We start from the raw sequence: 22,077 nt of genomic DNA, 5'->3' as shown, positions 1-22,077 counted from the left end.
TCTGAAGATGGGGGAATGGTTAAGTCCTGCCTTATGGCGCGGAAGTTACTTCCGTGCCTTTCTACGGTATAGCAGAAATTAATCGGGTGATCTTTAGAGCAGGCGAAATTGGGGGATGAGCAGAAAAACTCCCCTCCTAGTTTAGGAGGGGTGCCCGGAGGGCGGGGTGGTGAACGCGGCAATACGTGGTTTCGCAGCCTTGCCGCGAGGATAGTCAGAGACTAGCCCTTATCCTTTGGCACGAGTCAGAGACTCGCGCCAGCGTTTTACTATAGTTAGCTCAAATTTCCCCACTTCCTAATCTCCACATTCTCTCATCTACACATCTCCAAATCAAACACCCTTCCCTTCATCAAAAAGGAATCTGCAGCGCCTGGAGCAGGTGTTCTTCCAGCTCGGGGAGTTCGCTGAAGCCGCGGGCGATGAGGCGGGGGCCCTGCGGATGGTCCAGGTAGACACTGGGCAGGGTACTGACTCCTATTTTCTCCACCAACTGAAACTCCTCCTGGGTCTGGCGGTGGATTTCCTCGGTCTCGAAAACGGCCAGAAACAAGTTCTCGGGAATCCCGAAGGGGCGCAGCACCTCTACCAGCACCCGGGTCTGGGAGATGTCCAGACCGTCGGCGAAGAAAGCCGAGTGGAGCGCCCGCAGGACTTCCAGGGAAAGGCCCGGCCGAAGGTGGCGCACGGTGAGCAGCGCGCGGCAGGCCGGCTCAGTGTCGTAAATGGACTCTTTTTGCAAAAAGAAGCTGTAATCAAACGGCAGGTGCGATTTCCCCTGGGCCCGGTGCCAGTTCACGGCCAAGCGGTCCTTCTCGGCAGAATCCAGCGGCTCCTGCGCGTACGGATGAAGCCCTCCCACCAGCACCTGCACCGACAACCGTCCGAACCAGAGTGCTTTCAGCCGCCGGATGACGGGCGTAAACCCGTAACACCAGGCACACATGGGATCGGTGACGTACAACAAGCGCGGATTTTCGGGTGGCTTTTGCATAAGCGAGTTCGGATGGTCTCTTCTTTGTAGCGAGAACCAGGGCCCAAAGGTTTGTTCTTTCCGGGAAAACAATGCCTGCACTGGTGGAGGTCAGGCGGCATTCTCGGCCCGTTTTCCTGAAAACAGCCTGAAAACGGCTATTCGTGGTAAATCATTTTTACGGTCATACCACCGTCAATGGTGAGGCTTTGGCCCGTGATGAAACCGGCTTTGTCTGAGCAGAGGAAAAGCGCGGCTTCGGCAATGTCCTCGGGGGTGCCCACGCGCCCCGCCGGGTGCTGCTCCTTGTCTTCGGGGCTGTGCTGGGGCGCAATTTTCTGGCCTTCTTTCTGCCAGTTGCCGGTTTCAATCCAGCCGGGGCTGATGGCGTTCACCCGGATGTGCTGCGCCGCCAGGCTCACGGCCATGGAGTGCGTGAGGGCCTCCAATCCGCCTTTGGCGGCGGTATAGCCGAAGGTGTTCGGCTCAGACATAAAAGCGCGGGTAGAGGTGATGTTGAGAATGGTGGGGTTGGTGCCTTTCTCCAGGAGCGGAAGGGCGTACTTGGCGCACAGGAACGGCCCGCGCAGGTTCACCGACAGCACAGTGTCAAACTCGTCCACGGATAGTTGCGCCAGCGGCTTGCGGGCGGGCGAGGCGATGCCGGCATTGTTGATGAGCACATCCAGACGGCCGTGCTGCTGCCGAACCTTGTTCATGAGCTGCTGCACCTGCTGTTCTTTGCTCACATCGCAGGGAATGAACTCCACCGAAAGGTGCTGCTTGCTCAGCCACTGCATCGCGTCAGCGCCGGCGTCCCAGTCAAGGTCCGTGATCACCACCTGCGCCTTTTCCAGCGCGAACGCCTGGGCCAGACCGCGGCCGATACCCTGCGCCCCACCGGTAATCAGGACGACTTTGGAGGAATAGTAATTCTGCATGTTCTCTGGGGGTAAAGCTGCGGATGATGAAAAGCCCGGATTATTTACGGATGATAGGCACGCGCGGCCTTCGCACTCCCAAATTTACCTAGGTCCCGGCAATAACGCTACCTTTTTTGCTCCCTCGCGTTAAAAATGGAATGTTTCTATTCTAACGGCAAGACTTTCTTTATGAAAACCACTTCTATTTGGCGGCAAGATGCCCAGGCAAGCAATTATCCCAGATTACAAGGCGACCTGACCACCGATGTGGTGGTGATTGGGGGCGGCATCACGGGCATCACCACGGCGCATCTCCTGGCGGCGGCTGGAAAACGAGTGGTGGTACTGGAAGCCCTGAAAGTGGCCGAAAGCACCACCGGTTATTCTACCGGCAACCTGTACGCCACCGTAGGCTCTTACCTGAGTGTGATGGAAAAGAAGTACGACCAGGAAACGGTACGGGCGCTCACCTCTTCCCGAAGCGCGGCCATTGACCTTATTGAAAGCCTGGTGCAGCGTTATTCTATCAATTGCCACTTCAAGCGGATTCCTTTTTACCTGCTTACCGAATATGAGGCCGAAAACGCCTTTATCCAAGCCGAAGTGGAAACCGCCCAGAAGGCAGGCCTCCCCGCCTATCTGGACGAAGCCAGAACCCCGCTGCCGTTCCCGGTCAGCGCTGCCATGCGCCTGGAAAACCAGGCGCAGTTCAACCCCATGGCGTACGTGAAAGAGTTGGCCGCCCATACCGCAGGGCCCAACTGCCATATTTTTGAGCACACCAAAGTTCTGTACGTAGAAGACGGCTCACCCAATGTGGTGCACACCGAGCACGGCAAAGTACGCGCGCAACAGGTTATCCACGCCACCCACACGCCCAAAGGCATCTGGTTTCTGCACACGCTGCTGGGCCCTTACCGCGAATACGCCTTGGCGGTGTCTCTGAACTCGGCTTACCCCGAAGGCACGTTCTGGGATTACCACGGCATGCACCACCACTCCATGCGCACCTACGCCAATGACCAAGGCGACCCGTACCTGTTAATTCTGGGCGAACCGCATAAAGTGGGGCACAAAGAAGACAACGAAGAAGCTTTCCAGAAACTGGAGCGGTACGTACGCGAACGCTTCGACGTAAAAGAAGTGGAATACCGCTGGGCCGCCCAGCAATATAAACCCGCCGACCATTTGCCCTACATCGGGCGCAAGCACAGCGGCTCCAACATCTACGTGGCTACCGGCTTTGAGGCCGATGGACTGACCTTCGGCACCCTATCGGCCATGATTCTGAGTGACCTGATTTTGGGCAATGAAAACCAATGGGCCGAGATGTACTCCCCTACCCGGCACCAGCCCATGAAAGCGGCTCCTAAATTCATCAAGGAGAACGTAGACGTGATGGCCCAATACCTCAAAGACCTACCCTACCGCAGCCAGGTAGAAGAACTCGCCGATGTACGCATAGGGGAAGGCAAGAACATTGAGATGGATGGCAAGAACTACGGCGCGTACCGCGATGACACCGGCAAGCTGCACGTGGTCTCGGCGGTGTGTACGCACATGGCCTGCCTGGTGCATTTCAATAAAGCCGAGAAAAGCTGGGACTGCCCCTGCCACGGCAGCCGCTTTGACGTAGACGGCCACGTGCTGGAAGGCCCCGCCTACCTGGACTTATCCAAAATGGAAGACAAGCCCAGTTCTTCTAACCGCTTCAAGAAAATGACTTCTGTCGCGTTTTTTGCCGCCTCTGCCCTGGCCGGAGTTTATTTTCTCCGGAAAGCTTGGAAAGGCACAGACACGTCCAAATTCAAGAGAATGCGCAAACGCTTTTAGATTTTCTCTGGCGCAGTACCGAGGTTGCGTTTAGGGGCTGTTTTGGGAAAAACGGCCCCTAAATGCAACCTTATTTTTTTTTATACACAAGCCCAGTTCCATCGGTAGTGATGGACCATCGGCCTGTCCACTGACAGACCTAAAGCAAGAAGGTGAGAAAGGAACGGCAGCCAACTTTTCTGATCACCACACCTGTAGTTGGAAGTTTACCACCGTACTGACCTCACCTGTGGTGGTACTGACATCCGCTCCTTTGAAGCTCATTCAGATGAGGGCAGCCGGGGATTATAAATCCCCTTCTTCGGGCTTCCGGATTACAAATCCGGAAGCCCGAAGAAGGGGATTGGAAGATGGAAGATTAAAAGAATGTAACGATCTATTCCCTCCCTAGAGAGACAGGCAGCCACAGCAGCCTTTTTCAATAAATTGATGTGCTGCGTTTAGGGGCTCTTTTTGGAAAAACAGCCCCTAAACGCAGAATCCCATTTCCTATTGAAACAGATTATACCGCACGCCCAGAAATCCGCGCATGCCCTGCAAGGAAGCGTAGTTGTAGCTGGGATCAAAGGTATAGCCGTGGGGGTTGGAGATGGGGTCATCTGCCGTGCGGTCAAAAGGATCGAAGGGGCGCATAATGGGGTCTTTCGGCACGAAGTTGAACAGGTTTTTCACGCCCCCGAACACCTCCAGCCCGTTCTTCCATTTCTTAGTGAGCTGCACGTTCACCAGACTGAACCACGGCGAGTACTCGGGGCGGTAATCATTGGGGAGGATGGGCAGTCGCATGGGGCCGTAGAAGGTGCCGGTGAGGTCTACCGTAAAGCTGCCCGCAAACGTGTACCCCGCCAGGAAATTCCCGGACCACTCCGGGGCGTGCAGTTGCACCCGCTTCACCAGCGGCCCCTCGCCTTCGGCTTCTTTCTGGTACACTTGCATGTAGGTGACGCCCGCCGAAAGTTTCAGGGGGTTGTAGAACGAGAACTCGGTGTTCACGGTCACGCCTTTGGAAACCGCGTGCCCGCGCAGGTTGGAGTAGATGATTTTCTGCGGATCAGAGTCAAAGTCACCAATGATCTTATTGCTGAACCGGGAGTAGAAACCGGTCACGTCTACGGTCACCAGAAACGCGTCCAACGGAGCCTGCCAAATGTAATTGAGGTTGCTGTTGATGGATTGCTCCGGTTTCAGTTCCTCGGTGATTTCCACCTCGCGGGCCCCGGTGAGCGCAGCGTGGTCCTCGGTGAAGAGGCTCACCACCCGGTAGCCCGTCCCGAAGCTGGCGCGCACTGTATGCTGCGGCCCCGGCGACCACTTGTACGCCACCCTGGGCGACTGAATGTGCCCGTGACGTTTGTCATAGTCATAGCGGTAGCCCAGCAGCAGTTTGTGCTTCTCCGTGAGGGTCCATTCGTCCTGCACAAACACACCGGGCAAGGGCGTAGTCACAGGCGTATTTTGAGGGTTGGCGGCATCACTGGAGGCCGTGGCGGGGGTGTTGTCATCATAGTAAGTGTAGCGGAACGAGGTGCCCAGCAGCAGGTTGTGGCGGGGCGTGAGCGGCTTGTCCCAATACAGCTGCCCGAAGGCCACGGTCTGGTCGGCGTGGAAGGGCGTGGTGCCGTAGAAGGAGTTCTGCTGGTGCCGGTTCACCGACAGCTGGGCCATGATTTTCTCTGACACCGGCAGTTGGTACTGACCAATGAGTTCCCAGCGCTTGGTGTAGATGCTTTCGCCGTAGAGCTGGTCTGAGCCGCGGTGTTCTTTGGTCCAGTCCATCTGTCCGCCCCAGCGGTCTTCGTACACGTAGCGGGCCGCCACGCTGGCCACTCGGTTCTGGTTTCGTGCAAAATCCCACTTGTTGAACACGGAGACGCGCTGCTGCAAGGTGACATCGGTGAAGCCGTCCTGGTTTTTATCCAGGGGGTTCTGGTAGTTAAAGTAGTTGATGCCCACCAACCCGTGCGCCTGACCGGCTTTAAACTTCACGCCTAGGTCTGAACTCACCTCGCCCCAGGTGGTCCCGAACACCTCGGCACTCACCCGCGGCGCTTTCAGCGGACTTTTGGTAATCACGTTGATAATACCGCCCATCGCCTCAGAGCCGTACAGCGAGGCCGCCGGACCTTTCACCACCTCCAGCCGCTCCACCAGACTGTTGGGGATTCCGTTGAGGCCGTAGACCGTGGAGAGGCTGCTCACAATGGGCATGCCGTCAATCAAGATGAGCGTATACGGGCCTTCCATGCCGTTGATGTGGATGTCACCGGTGTTGCAGACGTTGCAGTTAAGCTGCGGCTGCACCCCGTTGATCATGCCCACAGCCTCAAACAAACTGGGCGTGGGGTTCTTCTTGAAGTATGCAGGCGTGTACACCTCCACCGGCACCGGACTCTCCAACCGACTCATCTCTTTCATGGTGCCCGTCACCACCACCTCGTTCAGTTTCCCGGCCGTGGGCCGAAGGTTCACCTGATAGCTGGTTTTCCCCACCTGCAGCCGAAGGGTATCGTTCTGGTAGCCCAGAAAGGAAACTACCAGTTGGCTGTTCAGCTGAGTTTGCGGAAGCTTCAGGGTGAACTTCCCTTTCTCATCGGCCATGGTGCCGAGGGTGCTATTCACTACACTAATGTTGCAGAACCCCAGCGGCTCCCGCGTCTGCGCGTCGCGCACGCTTCCAGTGATGGTGACCTGTTGGGCCGCGGCGGTAAGGGGGAGCAAAAGCCCAAATAGCAGAAGTAGTTGTTTTCGCATGCTCAGCATTAAATGGACTAAAACATATTTTTAGACAAACCTAAAAATAAAATACGAAATACTTATAATAATGTTTAGAGACATTTTATCAATCTATCCTTGAGGCCGGTACCTGGAGAGGTGGTTTGCGTAGACTTCACAGGTTTTGAGAACTGGTGAGGCTTTTGGGCAGGTGTAATGTGACTAGAAATGAATGAATTTGTATTTCGGTTGAAGTTCACAACTACATTAGTTCATGCAGATTTTCCCCTTGAGGATTGTCTAAACGGAAGTTTGAAGCAGCGGGCGCAGCTCTAAAGAGGGGTGTTTACACCTGCTGGTCACGCATTTCGTACTATTCTTAATGCCCAACAGAATCATTCCATACCGCCCAGACCTTAGAGAAAAGGCAAAATATCTCCGCAAGAACAGCACGCTGGCGGAGGTGCTTTTATGGGAGGAAATCAAAGACAGAAAGTTAGGGGCCCAATTCCACCGGCAGGTGCCGATGCTCAACTACATTGTGGACTTTTACAGCCATGAGCTGCAACTAGCCATTGAAGTAGACGGGAACAGCCATGATGAAAAAGTAGCGTATGACCAACAGAGGGAGCAAGAATTGAAAGCGTCTGGAGTGAAGTTCCTTCGGTTTGAAGACATTGATGTGAAGCGGAATATCAGATTTGTGGTGGAGGAGATTTACCACTGGATAGAGGAGCATCAAAATCAGCAGAAGTGACTCTCCTGTTTAAACACTATCAGCACCTCAGCAAAATAATCTGCCAAGCATAAACCTCCCCTTACAAGCACAGATTCACCCCTTGCAAGCGCAGATTCTCCCCTTGAGGGGAGCGAAGAGGGGTGTTTACACCTGCCGGTCATGGCGTTCCCAACTTTGGCGCGGAAAATACTGCTGGGTCATAAAAGAAAGAATGTTTAACAATGCGTGCTCTCCTGTGTAAACACCCCTCTTTATCTCCCCTCAAGGGGAGAATCTGCGCTTAGAGAGAGATCGCTTACCTTCACCTCCTATCGAAAAAGTTTTCTCAATAGGGGTATCTCGTCTACTGCTCTAAAACCCAAAAGCCGTTTAGGGGCTGTTTTTGGAAAAACAGCCCCTAAACGGCTTTTGCAAATGTACTTCGCCTCTACTTCTTCCCCTTCGGCTTCTTCTTCGTTTTCTTCTGGTTCTCAAACTCCTCTACCTCGCGCAGCAGAGATTTCAAATCGGGTTTTACCTCGGCGGAGAAGTCAATGGTGGCGGTGTAGTCGTCTTTCTGGATTTCCAGGACTTTGATGGGTTTGCCCAGGTATTCTTCAATCTGGTCCAGGATGGGTTTTTCCTCGGGACTGCAGAACGACACGGATTTTCCTTTCTGTGTGCCTCGGCCGGTGCGGCCTACGCGGTGCACGTAGTTTTCGGGCACATCGGGCAGGTCATAATTCACGACGTACTCTACGCTGGGTATGTCAATGCCGCGGGAGCTGACGTCGGTGGCGATGAGCACTTTCACGTCGCCGCGCTTGAAGCGGTTGAGCGAGTTGAGGCGGTCTTTCTGGTCTTTGTCGCCGTGCAGGGTTTCGGTAGTGATGCCCACGCGCTCCATGGCGTTGTGCACGCGTTCGGCCCGTACTTTGGTGCGCACGAACACCAGTATCTTGCTGCCTTCGTTCTCTTTCACCACGCGCTCCAGAAAGAAGCGTTTGTCATCCATGCCCACGTAGGCCACGCTATGGTCCACGTTCTTAGACACGGGGTCTTTGGGCGAAATCTGGATTCTAATGGGCTTGGTCACGAGCGAGTACGCCAGGTCTTTGATGTGCTCATTGATGGTGGCCGAGAAAAACAGCGTCTGCCGCTTGCGGGGCAGGTGGCGCAGCACGTCTCTAATGTCTTTGATGAAGCCCAAGTCCAGCATGTGGTCGGCCTCGTCCAGGATGAGCATTTCCACGCGCTCCAGCCGGATGTGGCCCTGGCTCACGAGGTCAAACATGCGGCCGGGCGTGGCCACCAGCACATCTATGCCGTCTTCCAGTTTTGAAATCTGCGGAGCCTGCTCCACGCCGCCAAACACGGTCATGGTCTCTACGCGGGTGTGCTTGCCCAGGGTGTGGAAGACCTCGGTAATCTGGATAGCCAGCTCGCGCGTGGGCACCATCACCAGGCATTTTATGCCATCTTGGCGGCCGTACTGCTTGCGCTCATGCAGCAGGTGTAGCACCGGAATGGCAAAGGCCGCGGTTTTGCCGGTACCCGTCTGCGCGATGGCCAGCACGTCTTCGCCCTTCAAGATGGGCGGAATGGCCTTAAACTGGATATCGGTGGGTTTCTTGAAGCCCAGTTTGTCCAGAGCTTTCTTGATGGCGGGGTTGATATGGTAATCCTCGAATTTCATGGGCGCAATGGTTCCGGCCAGCGGCCGAGGTGGTGGCGGTTCTCCCCTTTTACGGTTCCCCCGCCGAAACTTCTACAAAGGTGCGATTTCTTTCTGGTTTTTGCAGGGGGAGGTGGTGAATTGGTGTTTTAGTGCTGGTCTAAAAAAATAATTGAAAAAGAAGAATATTGAAGCTTACGAAATATAGGTTTTTACTATATTCGAAAATTAAAAAACTTACTCTGTTAAAAAAGCAGTTAATAAATTTCCAAATCTTTTTCTCCTTGTATCATAAAGAAAAAAATGAACAATTACAATTTTTCTACTCTAAATGACAAAGAATTTGAGCAAATAGCAAAAGACTTGCTGAATGCCAAATTTAATCTTGAATTGCAAAATTTTAGAGTCGGTAAAGATAAAGGAACTGATTTAAGGTTCTCAACTAAATACAATAACAACTCAATTATTGTTCAAGCAAAGCACTATATAGGCTCAGCTTTCGCCCAACTAAAACACACACTCTTAAACAAAGAACTTGATAAAATTAAACAATTAAACCCTGATAGATACATAGTTGTTACATCACTTCCTCTTTCTGCTCCTCAAAAGGATGAAATAAAAGCAATTTTAGCCCCATATATTCTTAGCTCAAATGACGTAATAGGACAAGAAGACTTAAACGGGTATTTGTCGGAAAACCCAGATATTGAAAAAAAATACTTTAAGCTTTGGTTTTCAAGCATTAATGTTTACAATTCAATTATTAACAATGCAATTGAAGGTAGAAGCAGACATCTATTAGAAAAAATAAGCAAAAATATCCAATTATATGTAGTCACAAAAAAGCTTGATGATGCGAATAAGATATTACAAAAAGAAAAGCTTCTTCTAATTACAGGACAACCAGGCATTGGAAAGACCACCCTAGCAGAAGTAATCCTAATTGAAAGAGCCAGAAGCAACTATAAAATTTACAAGGTAAATAATATCACAGAAGCAGAAGATATAATTTCACCGAATGACGATGAAAAGCAAATATTCTACTTTGATGATTTCTTGGGAGCAAACTATTTTGAAATAATAAATGCTAATAAAACAGAAACTCAACTTACAGCATTTGTTGATAGAGTAAAAAACACACCCAACAAATTTTTAATTTTAACAACTAGAACTGTAATATTAAATCATGCAATTGAGAAATATGAAAAAATCAGCCATTCTAGATTAGCAACTCAACAATTCGAAATAAAACTTACTGATTATAGTAAATACGAAAAAGCATTAATTTTATATAATCACATTTATTTTAAAGGATTAAGAAAAGATTTCATAGAAGTAATTATTAATGAAAAGTTTTATAAGACTATAATCCAACATAAAAATTACACACCACGCATAATTGAATTTATAACCGATAATTCAAAAATTGAAAATTTTTCACCTCAAAACTATGTTCAATATATATTAAACAACTTAAACAATCCAAGAGAAATTTGGAGATTTTCATTTATTAACCAAATCAATTACTTGGACCAATGTCTGTTGCTAACCTTATTTACATTTGGAAATAGTACATCAGAAAATGCCTTAATTCATGCTTTTGATAGCAGATTAGAATTTGAAAAAAATGAACACAACCAAATTATTAGTTCAGGCCAATTTTACCAATCTATTAAAATCTTACTAAATGGCTTTATAAGAGCAAACCTATATGACACAAATATACCAGAAAGAGAATATGCCTTTATAAATCCTTCATTAACGGATTTTTTGATTGGCCTTGTTTCTGAATCTTATCCTGAAAGAAAAAGTATTGTTTCAAGCATAACATTTATTGAACAGTTAAATAGGTTTAACCCAACAAAACCTTTAATCCCATTAGAAAAAGATTTACAAACACTAATTCGTGACAGGATTTCTAAATCTAAAATTAAAATTTTAGAAACAACCAATAAGCATATCACAGAGAACGAGAAATTTTCCACTCTAATGGAAGCTTTATGTAAATATTGTTACCAAGTCAATATTGATTCTTTAATTTTAGAATATTTTAAACAAATTAATTATAGCGAGAACTGGTTTACTATTTCTCAAAAATTGGAATACGTTATTTTGAATTTAAATGATGCTCCTCAAACATTCAATTATATACAAGAAAATTTTATATTAATAATTGAAAAAATAATGGAATCTATTTTTGACATAGATAGCGCTAAGCTTATACCTGTTATATTTGAAAAATACAACCAAGACTATGACCAATATACAGAATCAGATGATGGCCTGAAAAATTTAATTAATGTGGTAGAATGTGTACTTCAAAGTGCAGAAGACAATTACAAAAGTGATAAAAAAGATGAAATTAAAAACATAGACGATGTTTCGGATATATATGATGAAATTTATGAAATTGAGAGTGAATTAAAAAGCGAATTATTCCCAACCAGTACTTTTGATTACGATTTTGGAATTGGAATAGACCATAAATATTGGGAAGACATAATTGAGAGAAATCTTATTAGAGAGGCAAGAGATTATGATGGTGATTATGATAGAGAATATTATGAAGATTCCCGCTTTAAATTAATAAATGAAGACAATGCGGTTGACGATTTATTTGCAAAAACTGAATAATTCTAATAGAAATTGCAAATAGGTAATGATATAAAATCCATTAAACCAATAATTTATAATTAAACTAGGTCAATGAAACCCCTCCTCCTCACCCTCTTCCTCCTCACTACCATTCCCTTCGGCTTTAGCCAAGGGCTCACCGGCGCGCAGATAGACGAATTGGCGCAGCGCACCATGCAGGCGTTCAACGTGCCGGGCATTGCGGTGGGCGTGGTGAAAGACGGGAAAGTGGTGCACGCGGCAGGCTACGGGGTGCGGAGTTTGAACAGCCGCGAGAAAACCGATGCGCACACGCGCTTCGGGATAGCCTCTAACACCAAGGCGTTCACCGCCGCGGCGCTGGGGCTGCTGGTAGACGAGAAAAAACTGATCTGGGATGCCAAGGTGCAGGACTATATTCCGGAATTCAAGCTGTACAACCCCTACGTGACCGAGGAATTCACCATCCGGGACCTGCTCACCCACCGCAGCGGCCTGGGGCTGGGCGCGGGAGATTTGATGCTCTGGCCAGACTCCAACAGCTTCACGCTGCAAGACATTATCTACAACCTGCGCCACCTCAAGCCTACCTCCAGTTTCCGGAGCAAGTATGACTATGACAACAACCTCTACCTGGTGGCCGGCGAGGTGGTGGCCCGCGTGAGCGGCAAAAGCTGGGACCAATTTGTGGAGGAGCGCCTGCTGCAGCCCCTGGGCATGACCGAAACCGCCGCCAGCTATGAGCGCCTGAAAGACCAAACCAACGTGATTGACGGCCACGCGGTAGTAGACGGCAATGTGCGCGTGATTCAACGCCACCGCTCTGCCGTAGACCACGCCGCCGCCAGCATTTACAGCAGCGTGGCAGATTTAAGCAAATGGGTGTTGGTGCACCTGAACCACGGCCGGTACGGAAACGGCCAGCGCCTGTTCTCTGAAGCCGTGAGCAAAGAACTCCAGACCCCGCAAACGCTTATCCCGGTAAATAACCCGGGGCCGTACAACACCCACTTTGCCGCGTACGGGCTGGGCTTCAACCTCTCAGACGTGAAAGGCTACAAACAGCTCAACCACACCGGCGGCCTGGAAGGCATGGTCACCCAAATTACCATGATTCCCGAACTGAACCTGGGCATTATTGTCTTCACCAACCAGCAGGAAGGCGGCGCGTTCAGGGCCATCGCAGACCAAATCAAAGACAGCTACCTGGGCCTCTCCGGCACCGACCGCGTAACCCAGTACGCCAAAGCCCGGCAGGAGTCGCTGGCCAGCGCCGGCAACGTGACCGATGCCATCTGGAAACAAGTAGCCACCGCCCAGAAGCAGCAGAAAAAGAACCCTAACTACAGCGCCTTTCTAGGCACCTACCGTGACCCGTGGCTGGGCGAGGTCTTGATTTCCCAGAAGAACGGCCAACTCTGGTTTGCGGCTAAAAAGTCGCCTAAACTTTCTGGCGCACTATTTCCCTACAAAGGCACTACCTACGTGGTAAAATGGACCGAGCGCAGCATGGACGCCGATGCCTTCGTGAATTTCTCGCTGGACTTTGAAGGCCGCGCCCAGGGCATAACCATGCAGCCCATTTCCCCGCTCACTGATTTCAGCTATGATTTTCAGGACCTGAATTTCACCCGGGTGCCGGAGCCTAAAGCAAACCTGTAAAGCATCTTGCGTTTAGGGGCTCTTTTTTGAAAAGAAGCCCAAAACCAGCGCAAGCGCTCTACCCCCGTTCGTTCTTTCATAAAAACAAGTCGGCCTGCTTCCCATCAGAGAAAGCAGGCCGAGCTGTTTTGTAGCGCTATTGAAGCAACTCCCGAGGCTACATACCCGCTTCGGGCACGGCGGCTTCCTGGCGGTCGCTTTCGTTGCCCATGCGGTCTACCGAGGTCACAGCCACTTTCTTCAGCGGAAGCGCTTGTCCGGCTTTATCGGTGAAGGAGCGCAGCAGCGTGAAGGAGCGGTCATGGCGGTTCAGGACTTTGTAGTTCCAGGCGTTGCCGTACTGGTAGTACACCACCGTCCTGAACGCATCTTTGGCCTCTTTGGGCACCCACACCACGCGCACGCTGTCGCCCTGCAGCTCGGTGCTCACCGAGGGAGTTGCCGGGGCCTGGTAGTCCAGCCAGGGGCTGGTGGGCACCAGCGCGTCATTTTTATAGGGCCCGGCCAGCAGGGCTTTGGCCATGGGCGGGTTTTTGGTCACCGAGGAAAGGCTCCAGTGGATCACGCCTTTGCTGTTGGGCAGCATGCCGCGCGTGATCATGATCTGGCTCATGATCTCCTGCACGTTGAGCGCGCTGCTGTCGCGGCCCACACTGATGCCGGGCCACAGGTGGCGTTTCATGGTATTTTCCTGAGACCACCAGCCCAGCAACACCGGGAAACTCTGGTTCATCTGGTTGATCTTCCAGTACAGCTGCGGCGAGAAATAGTCAATCCAGCCTTTGTTCAGCCACAGGCGGGCATCGGCGTAGAGGACGTTGTGCTGGTCAAAGCCCTGCACCGAGGCCGGGTAACCAGGCCGCCAAATCCCGAAGGGGCTCAACCCGAATTTCACGTGCGCTTTTTCGGCTTTGATTCCTTTGTAGAGGCGCTCAATGAACTGGTTCACGGCCTGCCTCCGCCAATCTCCCCTAGACAAGGTACCGCCGTTTTTCTGGTACGCCGCCCAGCTCACATCATCCGGGAAGTCCTGGTCGCCGTTGTAAGACGGGTACGGGTAGAAGTAATCATCAAAGTGCACGCCGTCAATATCATAGCGTTTTACCAGGTCCATCACCACGTTGTAGGAGTGGTCCTGGGTTCCCTGTTGGGCGGGGTCTAACCAGTAGTAGCCTTCTTTCAGCTGCACCACCAGCTCGGGGCGCTTCTTCACGATGGACTGCTCACTGATGGGGCCGCCGGCCACGTGGTGGGCGCGGTACGGGTTCAGCCACACGTGCAGCTCCAGGCCGCGGTCATGGGCGGCTTCGGTCCAGAACTCCAGCGGGTCATAGTACGGGGCCGGGGCTTTGCCTTGCTCACCGGTGAGGTAGTAAGACCAGGGTTCCAGGTCACTTTTATACAGCGCATCGGCCTGGGGGCGAACCTGGAAAATGACCGCATTGTAGTGGTGCTGTTGCAGGAAATCGAGCAGTTCAATGGCTTCGCGCTGCTGCTCCTGGGTGCTGAGGCCCGGTTTGCTGGGCCAGTTGATGTTGGCCACGGTGGCAACCCAGGCGGCCCTGAATTCAGACTCGGCTTTGGAACCGGGGGCCGGGGGAGTTGGCTGTATCGCGACTGGCTCCTGCGGAGCGACGGGCTTGGAGGTGGAGCAGGCTTGCAGGAACGCAAGGCAACAGAGGCTCACGAGGGAGAACAGAAAGTTTCTGTGCATGGGGAGTTTTGGTTTGGTGAGAGCTTGTTCCGCAGCATGCCTGCCGGAACGGCGGCTAAATTAGACAGCAAACCTCGTGGCAAGCAACCTTTCTTCTATTCATTCAGCGTTTTAGGGCTATAATCCAGAAAAGGGCCCTAAAGTACAGACACCGCTTCCGGCACCCGTTCGGCGGAAGACGGTATTTTCTGTTATTCCGTTTGTTTGCATCGGTAGTAATGGGGTGATAAGTACTGGTAAAGCCAGAAGGTGGCGTAGCGGTCGCGCCAAAGCAACTGCGGCAAAACCTGGTCCGCTTCCTGGGGCACCTATGCCTTGCATCCGTTTATTTCATATCTTTAACAGCTACCCGGTTTTGGAGCTTCGGTCCTGCACCAGTGAAATCCCTGTGTGCAATGGAGCTGTTCCGTTGCGGGCCGGGATAAAAACACATCGTCTGAAAGAATAAACCCAGGTTGCTGCCCGCGCGTTATCCGCCATGGAAGCCTCACCTCTGAAACAACTGTATTTTGACTCTTTCACTTAAACTTCAGCTCCTCACTGCCCTGCTGTTTCCGGCGGTTCTAGCCGGCTGCGGCAATGACCCCAAAAGCACCACCGCCCATGACACGAACCAAATGAAAAGCGCCACCGCCCCATCGGACATCAACTACGGCGTGGTGAAAGCTTACCCGCATGACACCACCGCATTTACCGAGGGGTTTCTGGTGCACCAGGGCAAACTCTACGAAAGCACCGGCTCCCCGGCTGACCTGGCCCAGACCAAATCGGTGATTGGCGTGGTAGACCTCACCACGGGTAAGTTGGACGTGAAAGTAGAACTGGACCGGAACAAGTACTTTGGCGAGGGCATCGTGATTCTGAACGACAAACTCTACCAGCTTACTTATGTGAGCAAAATCGGGTTTGTGTACGACGCGAACACGTTTGAGAAACTGGGTGAATTCACCTTTCCCAGCAAAGAAGGCTGGGGCATGACCACAGATGGCACGCACCTGATCATGAGCGACGGTACCAGTCGCCTCACGTACCTCAACCCTACTACCTTCCAAGCAGAAAAAGTGCTTGACGTAACAGACCACAACGGCCGGGTAGAAAATCTCAACGAGTTGGAGCACATCAAAGGCTTCTTGTACGCCAACCTCTACACCTCCAACCTCATCGTGAAGATTGACCCTAGTTCCGGGAAAGTAGTCGGGAAACTGGACCTCACCTCGCTGGACCGGGATGCCAAGTCCAAGAAACCCGATGCCCTGGAGCTCAACGGCATCGCCTATGACCCTGAAACGGGCAAAGTCTTCGTGACCGGCAAACTGTGGCCCAACATCTACGAGATTAAATTCGGCTTTTAAGAAATCCTCCTCTCAGAACAAAGCGGTTAGAAGTACGCCCAAACGTGCTTGTATTTTCAGAAACTTGTGAAAATATTCCTGCTATACTAAACCTCTGCCCTCTTCTGTTTGTTTGATGAATAGACAACCTGAAGAAGATGGAAAACCTAGATATCAATACCAATCAGCTAGCTGAGACCAGAAACAGAATCATTGATGCCTTTATAGAGCACGTGTTGGAGACCGGAAAACAACCTGTGTCGGTGTACAAGTTTGCCAAGAACCTAGGCATTACGGAGGAAGAGTTCTACCACTATTTCACCTCGTTTCAGGGCGTGAAAGGTGCCGTGTGGGACCGCATCTTTGACGAGACCTACGCCACCATGCGCGCCCAGGAAGTGTATCAGGCCTACTCGGCTAAAGAAAAACTCCTCTCCTTTTACTACACCTGGATAGAAGTCCTGAAGAAGCACCGCAGCTACCTGCTGGCCCTGTATGAAGGCCACGCTGACTTCAAGAAAATTACGCCGCAGGAAGTAAGAAGCTTTAGAGAAAACTTCAAGACGTTCGCCAAAGGCATCATCCTGGAAGGCAAAACCGAAGGCGAGATTGTGGACCGCAAATACATCTCTGACAAGTACGACGAAGCCCTGTGGCTGGAGACGCTTTTCATCTTCCAGTTCTGGCTCAGAGACACCTCCGTTTCCTTTGAGAAAACCGATGTGGCCATTGAAAAATCCGTGCGCCTGGCCTTCGACCTGATTGGCAGAACCGCCGTGGACTCTTTCGTGGATTTGGCCAAATTCCTGTACCAGTCTAAATAACCCCCCATGAGCAGTAGCCAACCAGAACAAGACCATATTCCCACTTCCAAAGTACAGCGGGCCTCCAAGTTCATAGGCACCGGGGCCAAAGTAGGCGGAAACTACATCAAGCACTACGCCAAGAAGATGGTGAACCCATCTTTGAGCAAAGAGGAACTACACGCCAATAACGCCCAGGACATCTACGCTTCGCTGAGCGAACTCAAAGGCAGCGCCCTCAAGGTGGCCCAGATGATGTCCATGGACAAAAACCTCCTGCCGCGGGCCTACCAGGACAAGTTTACCATGGCGCAGTACAGCGCGCCGCCGCTCTCCTACCCCTTGGTGGTGAGAACCTTCCAGAAAGCCTTTGGGGTTTCCCCCGAAGCGAAGTTTGAGACCTTTACCACCTCGGCGGTGAATGCCGCTTCCATTGGGCAGGTGCACAAGGCCACCAAGAACGGCAAAACCTACGCGGTAAAGGTGCAGTACCCCGGCGTAGCCGATAGCGTGACCTCAGACCTGCGCATGGTAAAGCCGTTTGCCCATCGTTTATTGAACATGAACGAAAAGGAAATAAGCCACTACATGGAAGAGGTGGAAGAGAAACTGCTGGAGGAAACGGACTACCAACTGGAAGTAAAACGGTCCACCGAAATCTCCCGGGCTTGTCGCCACCTCCCGCACCTGAATTTCCCGGTGTATTACCCCGAGCTCAGCAGCGAGCGCATCATCACCATGGACTGGCTGGAGGGTGACCACCTGAAAGAATGGCTCCAGACCAACCCGGCGCAGGAAGCTAGAAACCAGATTGGGCAGGCGCTCTGGGATTTCTACCACCACCAGGTGCACAACCTGAAGAAAGTCCACGCCGACCCGCACCCGGGCAACTTCATTGTGCAGGAAAACGTGACCTTGGGCGTGATTGATTTTGGGTGCGTCAAAGTCATTCCGGAGGATTTCTACCGCGGCTATTTCTCCCTCATCAAAAAAGATTCCCTGCTGAACGAAGCCCAACTGAACCAGATTTTCTTTGACCTGGACTTCATCAGTGACCTGGATTCTGCTGAGGAGCAAGCCTATTTCAAGGGTGTTTTCAAGGAAATGATCTCCTTGCTGGGCAAACCGTTTCACGCAGAAGCGTTTGACTTCGCCGATGATGCCTACTTCAACCAGATTTATGCGCTGGGCGATAGAGTAGCCCGAGACAAGATGTTCCGCAACTCCAGACAAGCGCGGGGCTCGCGGCATGGTCTGTTTATCAATAGAACCTACTTTGGCCTGTACAGTCTGTTGAACCAGCTCAAAGCGAACATCAGCACCACCAAACCAGACTGGCTGCAATAACCAGCTAGCGCATCTTTACAAGCAGTATCGGCTGGGCCTTTCAGAACAGGAATCGCTTCTGGTTTATGCCTGATTTTGCGAAAAGAGCCTTAAAACAGCACGCTTCGGGCGGCCACTTTCATAGGCAACCCGAAGCGTGCTGTTTTTTTTGCAGTCGATTGGTTCAGGCTTCGGCGGCGGGAACGAGCGGGAAGATACTTCCTGTTTTACGCCCGTTTTTCAGAAAGAAGGCCCAAAGCGGAAAGCGGCTGACTTCCTCCTTGTACGCCTTCCGTTCCGGATAACCGTGCGCCGGCGGAGCTGCCTGGAAAGACAATCGCTTGATTCCCATGTAAACGGCGCGGCAGTTTTGGCTTGCTTTCCTGAAAAGAGCACAGAAACGCAGAAAGGCGAATGGCACCACATCAGGCGGCTTGCCCGGCTGCACCAGAAGATTTATGTTGACAGAAACGCCAAAGTCAACGCTTTCTTTTGTAAGCTTATGCTCCTTTCGTATTGTAACCAGCAAGGTCAGACTCACCCTTCAACCCCTCTACTGAAATGAAAACCCATAGCACCAACTACACCAACACGTTTATTGAAGTAGCGCCCGATTGCCCGACCACCAGCGGGGAAATTCCGCCCACGAAAGGAGACGCTAAAACCGTCGCGGGTATGCAATTTGACTTAATGAGCCAAAATCCTTACCAATATACTTCTGACGAGGTGTTTTTTCAGGTGCACGCCAACCGAAATAACCTCACCAACACCGACTACCAGGAAGCACGAGAGAAATTTTTCTCCAAAGGACAGCCCTGCTTCAGAGCCTCTCCCCTGACAAAACGATACGGTTGGGGCGTGCACAGCGACCAGAACGGGAAAATCGCCTTATATGGCTGCGAAACACCCGAATACCAAAAACTGGTCGCTGACCCTTCCCTCAAGGTTCTTAAAGCCATGAAATCAAGTAAGTGAACAAGGTGAATAGTCAATCACAAAACACAAGCGCGAACCCGTTTACAGATTCAATTTTCGTGGGCTAGCCCCAAGGTTGGCGTTTTAGGGACCTTTTTACCAAAACAGGCTTAAAATGCAAAGTGTTGAAGTCAGGCTGTTGTCAGGTAGGCGAACAGCAGAATGGTGTATACAGAATACCAGTCGCCCAGCGTTTAATAACTAATTTAACGTTTTCTTTCCCCGTCAGCACGCACGGAGATTTCTTAGTTTAAACAAGTAACATGATTACCAAAACCCTTTGCGTACTCGCAACCATGGCAATAGGACTACTGGCTAGTGAACAAGCGGCCGGCCAAGCCACAGACAAAAACAACCCTCTTTTACAGAAGTACAACACCCCGCACCAGGTTCCGCCGTTTCACCTCATCAAGGACGAGCATTTCAAGCCCGCCTTGCTGGAAGGAATCCGGGTGAACCAGCTGGAGATTGACGCCATCGTGAACAACGCCAAACCGGCCACCTTTGATAACACCATCCTGGCCATGGAAAACGCCGGGCAGTTGCTGGGCCGCGTGTCTACGGTGTTCTACAACCTGAACTCGGCCAACACGAACGAGCAGATTCAGAAAATCGCCCGCGAGATTGCCCCGGCTTTATCCGCGCACAGCGACAACATCATCCTGAACAAAAAACTGTTCGACCGCGTGAAAACGGTCTGGAATAACAAAAACAACCTGAAACTGACGCCTGAGCAGCAAAAGTTGCTGGAGGAAACCTACAAATCCTTCGTACGCAGCGGCGCCAACCTGAACGATGCTGACAAAGAGAAGCTGAAGAAGATGAACGGCGAGTTGTCGCTCCTGAGCCTTCAGTACGGGCAGAACATCCTGGCTGAAACCAACGCCTACCAACTGGTCCTTGACAACCAGAAAGACCTGGCTGGCTTGCCCGCGGGCGTAGTAGCGGCTGCCGCCGATGCCGCTAAACAGGCCGGCAAAGAAGGCAAATGGGTCTTCACCCTGCACAACCCCAGCGTAATGCCCTTCCTGCAATACGCCGACAACCGCGAGCTGCGCAAGCAAATCTGGGAAGCGTACTCGCTGCGCGGCAACAATAACAACGACCACGACAACAAAGAGGTGCTGCGCAAGATTGTGAACCTGCGCCGCGAGAAAGCGCAGTTGCTGGGCTACAAATCGCACGCCCACTACGCCCTGGAAGAAACCATGGCCAAGAACCCCGAGAACGTGAACAAACTCCTGGACCAACTCTGGGCTCCGGCGCTGGCTGTGGCCAAGCAGGAAGAGCAGGACATCCAGAAAATGATAGACGCCTCGGGGGCCAAGTTCAAAGTAGCCCCGTACGACTGGCGCTATTATACCGAGAAAATCAGGAAAGAGCGCTTTGACCTGGACGAGCAGGAACTGCAACCCTACTTCAGCCTGGACAACATCAGAAAAGGCGTATTCACCGTCACGGAGAAACTCTACGGCCTTAAATTCAAGCCGCTGCCCAACCTGCCCAAGTACCACCAGGACGTGACCGCCTATGAAGTGACCGAAGCCGATGGCAGACTGGTGGGCATCATTTACATGGACTTCTTCCCGCGCGCCTCCAAGAGAAGTGGTGCCTGGATGACCTCTTACCGCGCCCAGAAGATGGAGAACGGCAAACGTCTGGCCCCGGTGGTGTCCATTGTCTGCAACTTCACCAAACCAACCGGCGACACTCCGGCCTTATTAACCTTTGATGAGGTGACCACCTACTTCCACGAGTTCGGTCACGCCCTGCACGGCTTGCTGTCTAACGTGACCTATGAAAGTATGGCGGGCACCTCGGTACCGCGCGACTTCGTGGAACTGCCCTCGCAAATCATGGAGAACTGGGCCGCTGAGCCCGATGTCCTGAAAATGTACGGCACGCACTACAAAACCGGTAAACTGATTTCAGACGAGCTGATTCAGAAAATGAAGAAAGCCGGCACCTTCAACCAAGGCTTCGAGACCACCGAGTACCTGGCCGCTTCTTTGCTGGATTTGGCCTATCACACCCAAACCCAGAACCTGGAAGGCGACATCAACCAGTTCGAGAAAACGGCGATGACGAAGGTTGGTCTGATGGAGCAGATTATTCCGCGCTACCGAAGCACGTACTTCAGCCACATCTTCTCCGGCGGCTACTCGGCGGGCTACTACAGCTACATCTGGTCGGGTGTGCTGGACACCGATGCGTTTCAGGTCTTCAAGGAGAACGGCCTGTTCAACAAAGAAAAAGCCCAGTCCTTCCGGAAAAACATCCTGGAGAAAGGCGGCACCGCCGACCCCATGGAACTCTACAAGAAGTTCAGAGGCGCCGAACCCAGCATCCAACCCCTGCTCAAGAAGCGCGGCTTGACGCCGGTGAGCTTGTAAAAATCAGAATGTCTGATTGCGTAAATGAAACGGCCCCTTTCAGTTTAAACTGGGAGGGGCCGTTTGCTTTACAGAGAAAATCTGGTGCCTTATTGCCGTGGCGTTTTGGAGCTGCTTTATGAAAAACTGGCGGTAAACGGTACGGGCAGAGACACTCGTAGGAGCTGCGCACACTACGAGGTCTTTGGAGCAGGCGGTATTGCGGAAAACGCGAAAACCTGTGAGGTCTCCAAGACCTCACAGGTTTAAAACCACTTTACCCGACTGGCGCGAGTCTCCAGACTCGTGACATGGGATGCTGCGAGTCTCCAGACTCGCCGGGAACCACCGGCTGATTTATATGTGACATAGCCGAAACGTTCTTCCAAGAGAACGTCAGGAAAAGGCTCCTGCTTTATCACCAAGTTCAGACGGCGTTTTAAACCT

At 51.6% G+C, this 22,077-nt stretch carries 15 protein-coding genes; 9 read left to right on the top strand and 6 right to left on the bottom strand.

Annotated features, from left to right (window positions below; translation table 11 throughout):
- Positions 1-352 precede the first annotated feature (352 nt).
- Both H7U12_RS06365 and H7U12_RS06360 read right to left on the bottom strand, forming a co-directional pair.
- Entirely contained in the window at positions 353-994 is a 642-nt protein-coding gene (locus H7U12_RS06365; protein ID WP_186634706.1) for a DsbA family protein, read from the bottom strand.
- A gap of 137 nt (positions 995-1,131) precedes the next feature.
- Positions 1,132-1,914 (bottom strand): SDR family NAD(P)-dependent oxidoreductase, encoded by a 783-nt coding sequence (locus H7U12_RS06360; RefSeq protein ID WP_186634703.1) that lies wholly within the window; start codon positions 1,912-1,914, stop codon positions 1,132-1,134.
- A 171-nt stretch (positions 1,915-2,085) separates the two neighbouring features.
- Between H7U12_RS06360 and H7U12_RS06355 the strand changes: the two genes are divergently transcribed.
- Positions 2,086-3,729 carry an FAD-dependent oxidoreductase gene (locus H7U12_RS06355; protein WP_186634700.1) on the top strand — a complete coding sequence of 548 codons (1,644 nt, stop codon included), beginning with the start codon at positions 2,086-2,088 and terminating at the stop codon, positions 3,727-3,729.
- Positions 3,730-4,218: 489 nt separating this feature from the next.
- On the opposite strand, the gene H7U12_RS22790 is transcribed toward H7U12_RS06355, so the two are convergent.
- Complete coding sequence (locus H7U12_RS22790) at positions 4,219-6,480, bottom strand: TonB-dependent receptor (protein WP_186634697.1); 2,262 nt, start codon at positions 6,478-6,480, stop codon at positions 4,219-4,221.
- Positions 6,481-6,823: 343 nt separating this feature from the next.
- Between H7U12_RS22790 and H7U12_RS06345 the strand changes: the two genes are divergently transcribed.
- Positions 6,824-7,198: an endonuclease domain-containing protein gene (locus H7U12_RS06345; protein WP_186634694.1), complete on the top strand. Its 375-nt coding sequence runs from the start codon at positions 6,824-6,826 to the stop codon at positions 7,196-7,198.
- 409 nt (positions 7,199-7,607) lie between these two features.
- On the opposite strand, the gene H7U12_RS06340 is transcribed toward H7U12_RS06345, so the two are convergent.
- A complete protein-coding gene (locus H7U12_RS06340; RefSeq protein WP_186634691.1) occupies positions 7,608-8,855 on the bottom strand; it encodes a DEAD/DEAH box helicase in 1,248 nt (415 codons plus the stop codon).
- 282 nt (positions 8,856-9,137) lie between these two features.
- Here H7U12_RS06340 and H7U12_RS06335 point away from each other — a divergent pair, with 282 nt between their 5' ends.
- Both H7U12_RS06335 and H7U12_RS06330 read left to right on the top strand, forming a co-directional pair.
- Positions 9,138-11,468, top strand: a complete 2,331-nt coding sequence (locus tag H7U12_RS06335; RefSeq protein ID WP_186634688.1) for an nSTAND3 domain-containing NTPase — start codon at positions 9,138-9,140, stop codon at positions 11,466-11,468.
- Positions 11,469-11,540: 72 nt separating this feature from the next.
- Positions 11,541-13,109: a serine hydrolase gene (locus H7U12_RS06330; protein WP_186634685.1), complete on the top strand. Its 1,569-nt coding sequence runs from the start codon at positions 11,541-11,543 to the stop codon at positions 13,107-13,109.
- A 157-nt stretch (positions 13,110-13,266) separates the two neighbouring features.
- On the opposite strand, the gene H7U12_RS06325 is transcribed toward H7U12_RS06330, so the two are convergent.
- On the bottom strand, positions 13,267-14,823 hold the full coding sequence (locus tag H7U12_RS06325) for a glycoside hydrolase family 10 protein (protein ID WP_186634682.1): 1,557 nt from the start codon (positions 14,821-14,823) through the stop codon (positions 13,267-13,269).
- Between the two features lie 509 nt (positions 14,824-15,332).
- Here H7U12_RS06325 and H7U12_RS06320 point away from each other — a divergent pair.
- The 3 genes from H7U12_RS06320 (at position 15,333) to H7U12_RS06310 (ending at position 18,304) form a co-directional block, all read left to right on the top strand.
- A complete protein-coding gene (locus H7U12_RS06320) occupies positions 15,333-16,175 on the top strand; it encodes a glutaminyl-peptide cyclotransferase (protein ID WP_186634679.1) in 843 nt (280 codons plus the stop codon).
- A gap of 137 nt (positions 16,176-16,312) precedes the next feature.
- Positions 16,313-16,978 carry a TetR/AcrR family transcriptional regulator gene (locus tag H7U12_RS06315; RefSeq protein WP_186634676.1) on the top strand — a complete coding sequence of 222 codons (666 nt, stop codon included), beginning with the start codon at positions 16,313-16,315 and terminating at the stop codon, positions 16,976-16,978.
- Positions 16,979-16,984: 6 nt separating this feature from the next.
- A complete protein-coding gene (locus tag H7U12_RS06310; protein ID WP_186634673.1) occupies positions 16,985-18,304 on the top strand; it encodes an ABC1 kinase family protein in 1,320 nt (439 codons plus the stop codon).
- Positions 18,305-18,467: 163 nt separating this feature from the next.
- On the opposite strand, the gene H7U12_RS06305 is transcribed toward H7U12_RS06310, so the two are convergent.
- Entirely contained in the window at positions 18,468-18,635 is a 168-nt protein-coding gene (locus H7U12_RS06305) for a hypothetical protein (protein WP_186634671.1), read from the bottom strand.
- A 209-nt stretch (positions 18,636-18,844) separates the two neighbouring features.
- On the opposite strand from H7U12_RS06305, the gene H7U12_RS06300 reads away from it, so the two are divergent.
- Both H7U12_RS06300 and H7U12_RS06295 read left to right on the top strand, forming a co-directional pair.
- Positions 18,845-19,258 (top strand): DUF6157 family protein, encoded by a 414-nt coding sequence (locus H7U12_RS06300; RefSeq protein ID WP_186634668.1) that lies wholly within the window; start codon positions 18,845-18,847, stop codon positions 19,256-19,258.
- A 296-nt stretch (positions 19,259-19,554) separates the two neighbouring features.
- A complete protein-coding gene (locus H7U12_RS06295; protein ID WP_206683890.1) occupies positions 19,555-21,651 on the top strand; it encodes a M3 family metallopeptidase in 2,097 nt (698 codons plus the stop codon).
- Positions 21,652-22,077 lie beyond the last annotated feature (426 nt).

The sequence above is a fragment of the Rufibacter sediminis genome (assembly GCF_014269285.1).
GTDB lineage: Bacteria > Bacteroidota > Bacteroidia > Cytophagales > Hymenobacteraceae > Nibribacter > Nibribacter sediminis.
The sequence above is the reverse complement of the archived record's forward strand: the minus strand, read 5'-3'. Positions and strand labels throughout refer to the sequence as shown.

Bases quoted from the DNA above. Each gene is read 5' to 3' on its own strand.
- H7U12_RS06365 (WP_186634706.1), bottom strand. From the start codon at position 994: ATGCAAAAGCCACCCGAAAATCCGCGCTTGTTGTACGTCACCGATCCC.
- H7U12_RS06360 (WP_186634703.1), bottom strand. From the start codon at position 1,914: ATGCAGAATTACTATTCCTCCAAAGTCGTCCTGATTACCGGTGGGGCG.
- H7U12_RS06355 (WP_186634700.1), top strand. From the start codon at position 2,086: ATGAAAACCACTTCTATTTGGCGGCAAGATGCCCAGGCAAGCAATTAT.
- H7U12_RS22790 (WP_186634697.1), bottom strand. From the start codon at position 6,480: ATGCGAAAACAACTACTTCTGCTATTTGGGCTTTTGCTCCCCCTTACC.
- H7U12_RS06345 (WP_186634694.1), top strand. From the start codon at position 6,824: ATGCCCAACAGAATCATTCCATACCGCCCAGACCTTAGAGAAAAGGCA.
- H7U12_RS06340 (WP_186634691.1), bottom strand. From the start codon at position 8,855: ATGAAATTCGAGGATTACCATATCAACCCCGCCATCAAGAAAGCTCTG.
- H7U12_RS06335 (WP_186634688.1), top strand. From the start codon at position 9,138: ATGAACAATTACAATTTTTCTACTCTAAATGACAAAGAATTTGAGCAA.
- H7U12_RS06330 (WP_186634685.1), top strand. From the start codon at position 11,541: ATGAAACCCCTCCTCCTCACCCTCTTCCTCCTCACTACCATTCCCTTC.
- H7U12_RS06325 (WP_186634682.1), bottom strand. From the start codon at position 14,823: ATGCACAGAAACTTTCTGTTCTCCCTCGTGAGCCTCTGTTGCCTTGCG.
- H7U12_RS06315 (WP_186634676.1), top strand. From the start codon at position 16,313: ATGGAAAACCTAGATATCAATACCAATCAGCTAGCTGAGACCAGAAAC.
- H7U12_RS06310 (WP_186634673.1), top strand. From the start codon at position 16,985: ATGAGCAGTAGCCAACCAGAACAAGACCATATTCCCACTTCCAAAGTA.
- H7U12_RS06305 (WP_186634671.1), bottom strand. From the start codon at position 18,635: ATGGGAATCAAGCGATTGTCTTTCCAGGCAGCTCCGCCGGCGCACGGT.
- H7U12_RS06300 (WP_186634668.1), top strand. From the start codon at position 18,845: ATGAAAACCCATAGCACCAACTACACCAACACGTTTATTGAAGTAGCG.
- H7U12_RS06295 (WP_206683890.1), top strand. From the start codon at position 19,555: ATGGCAATAGGACTACTGGCTAGTGAACAAGCGGCCGGCCAAGCCACA.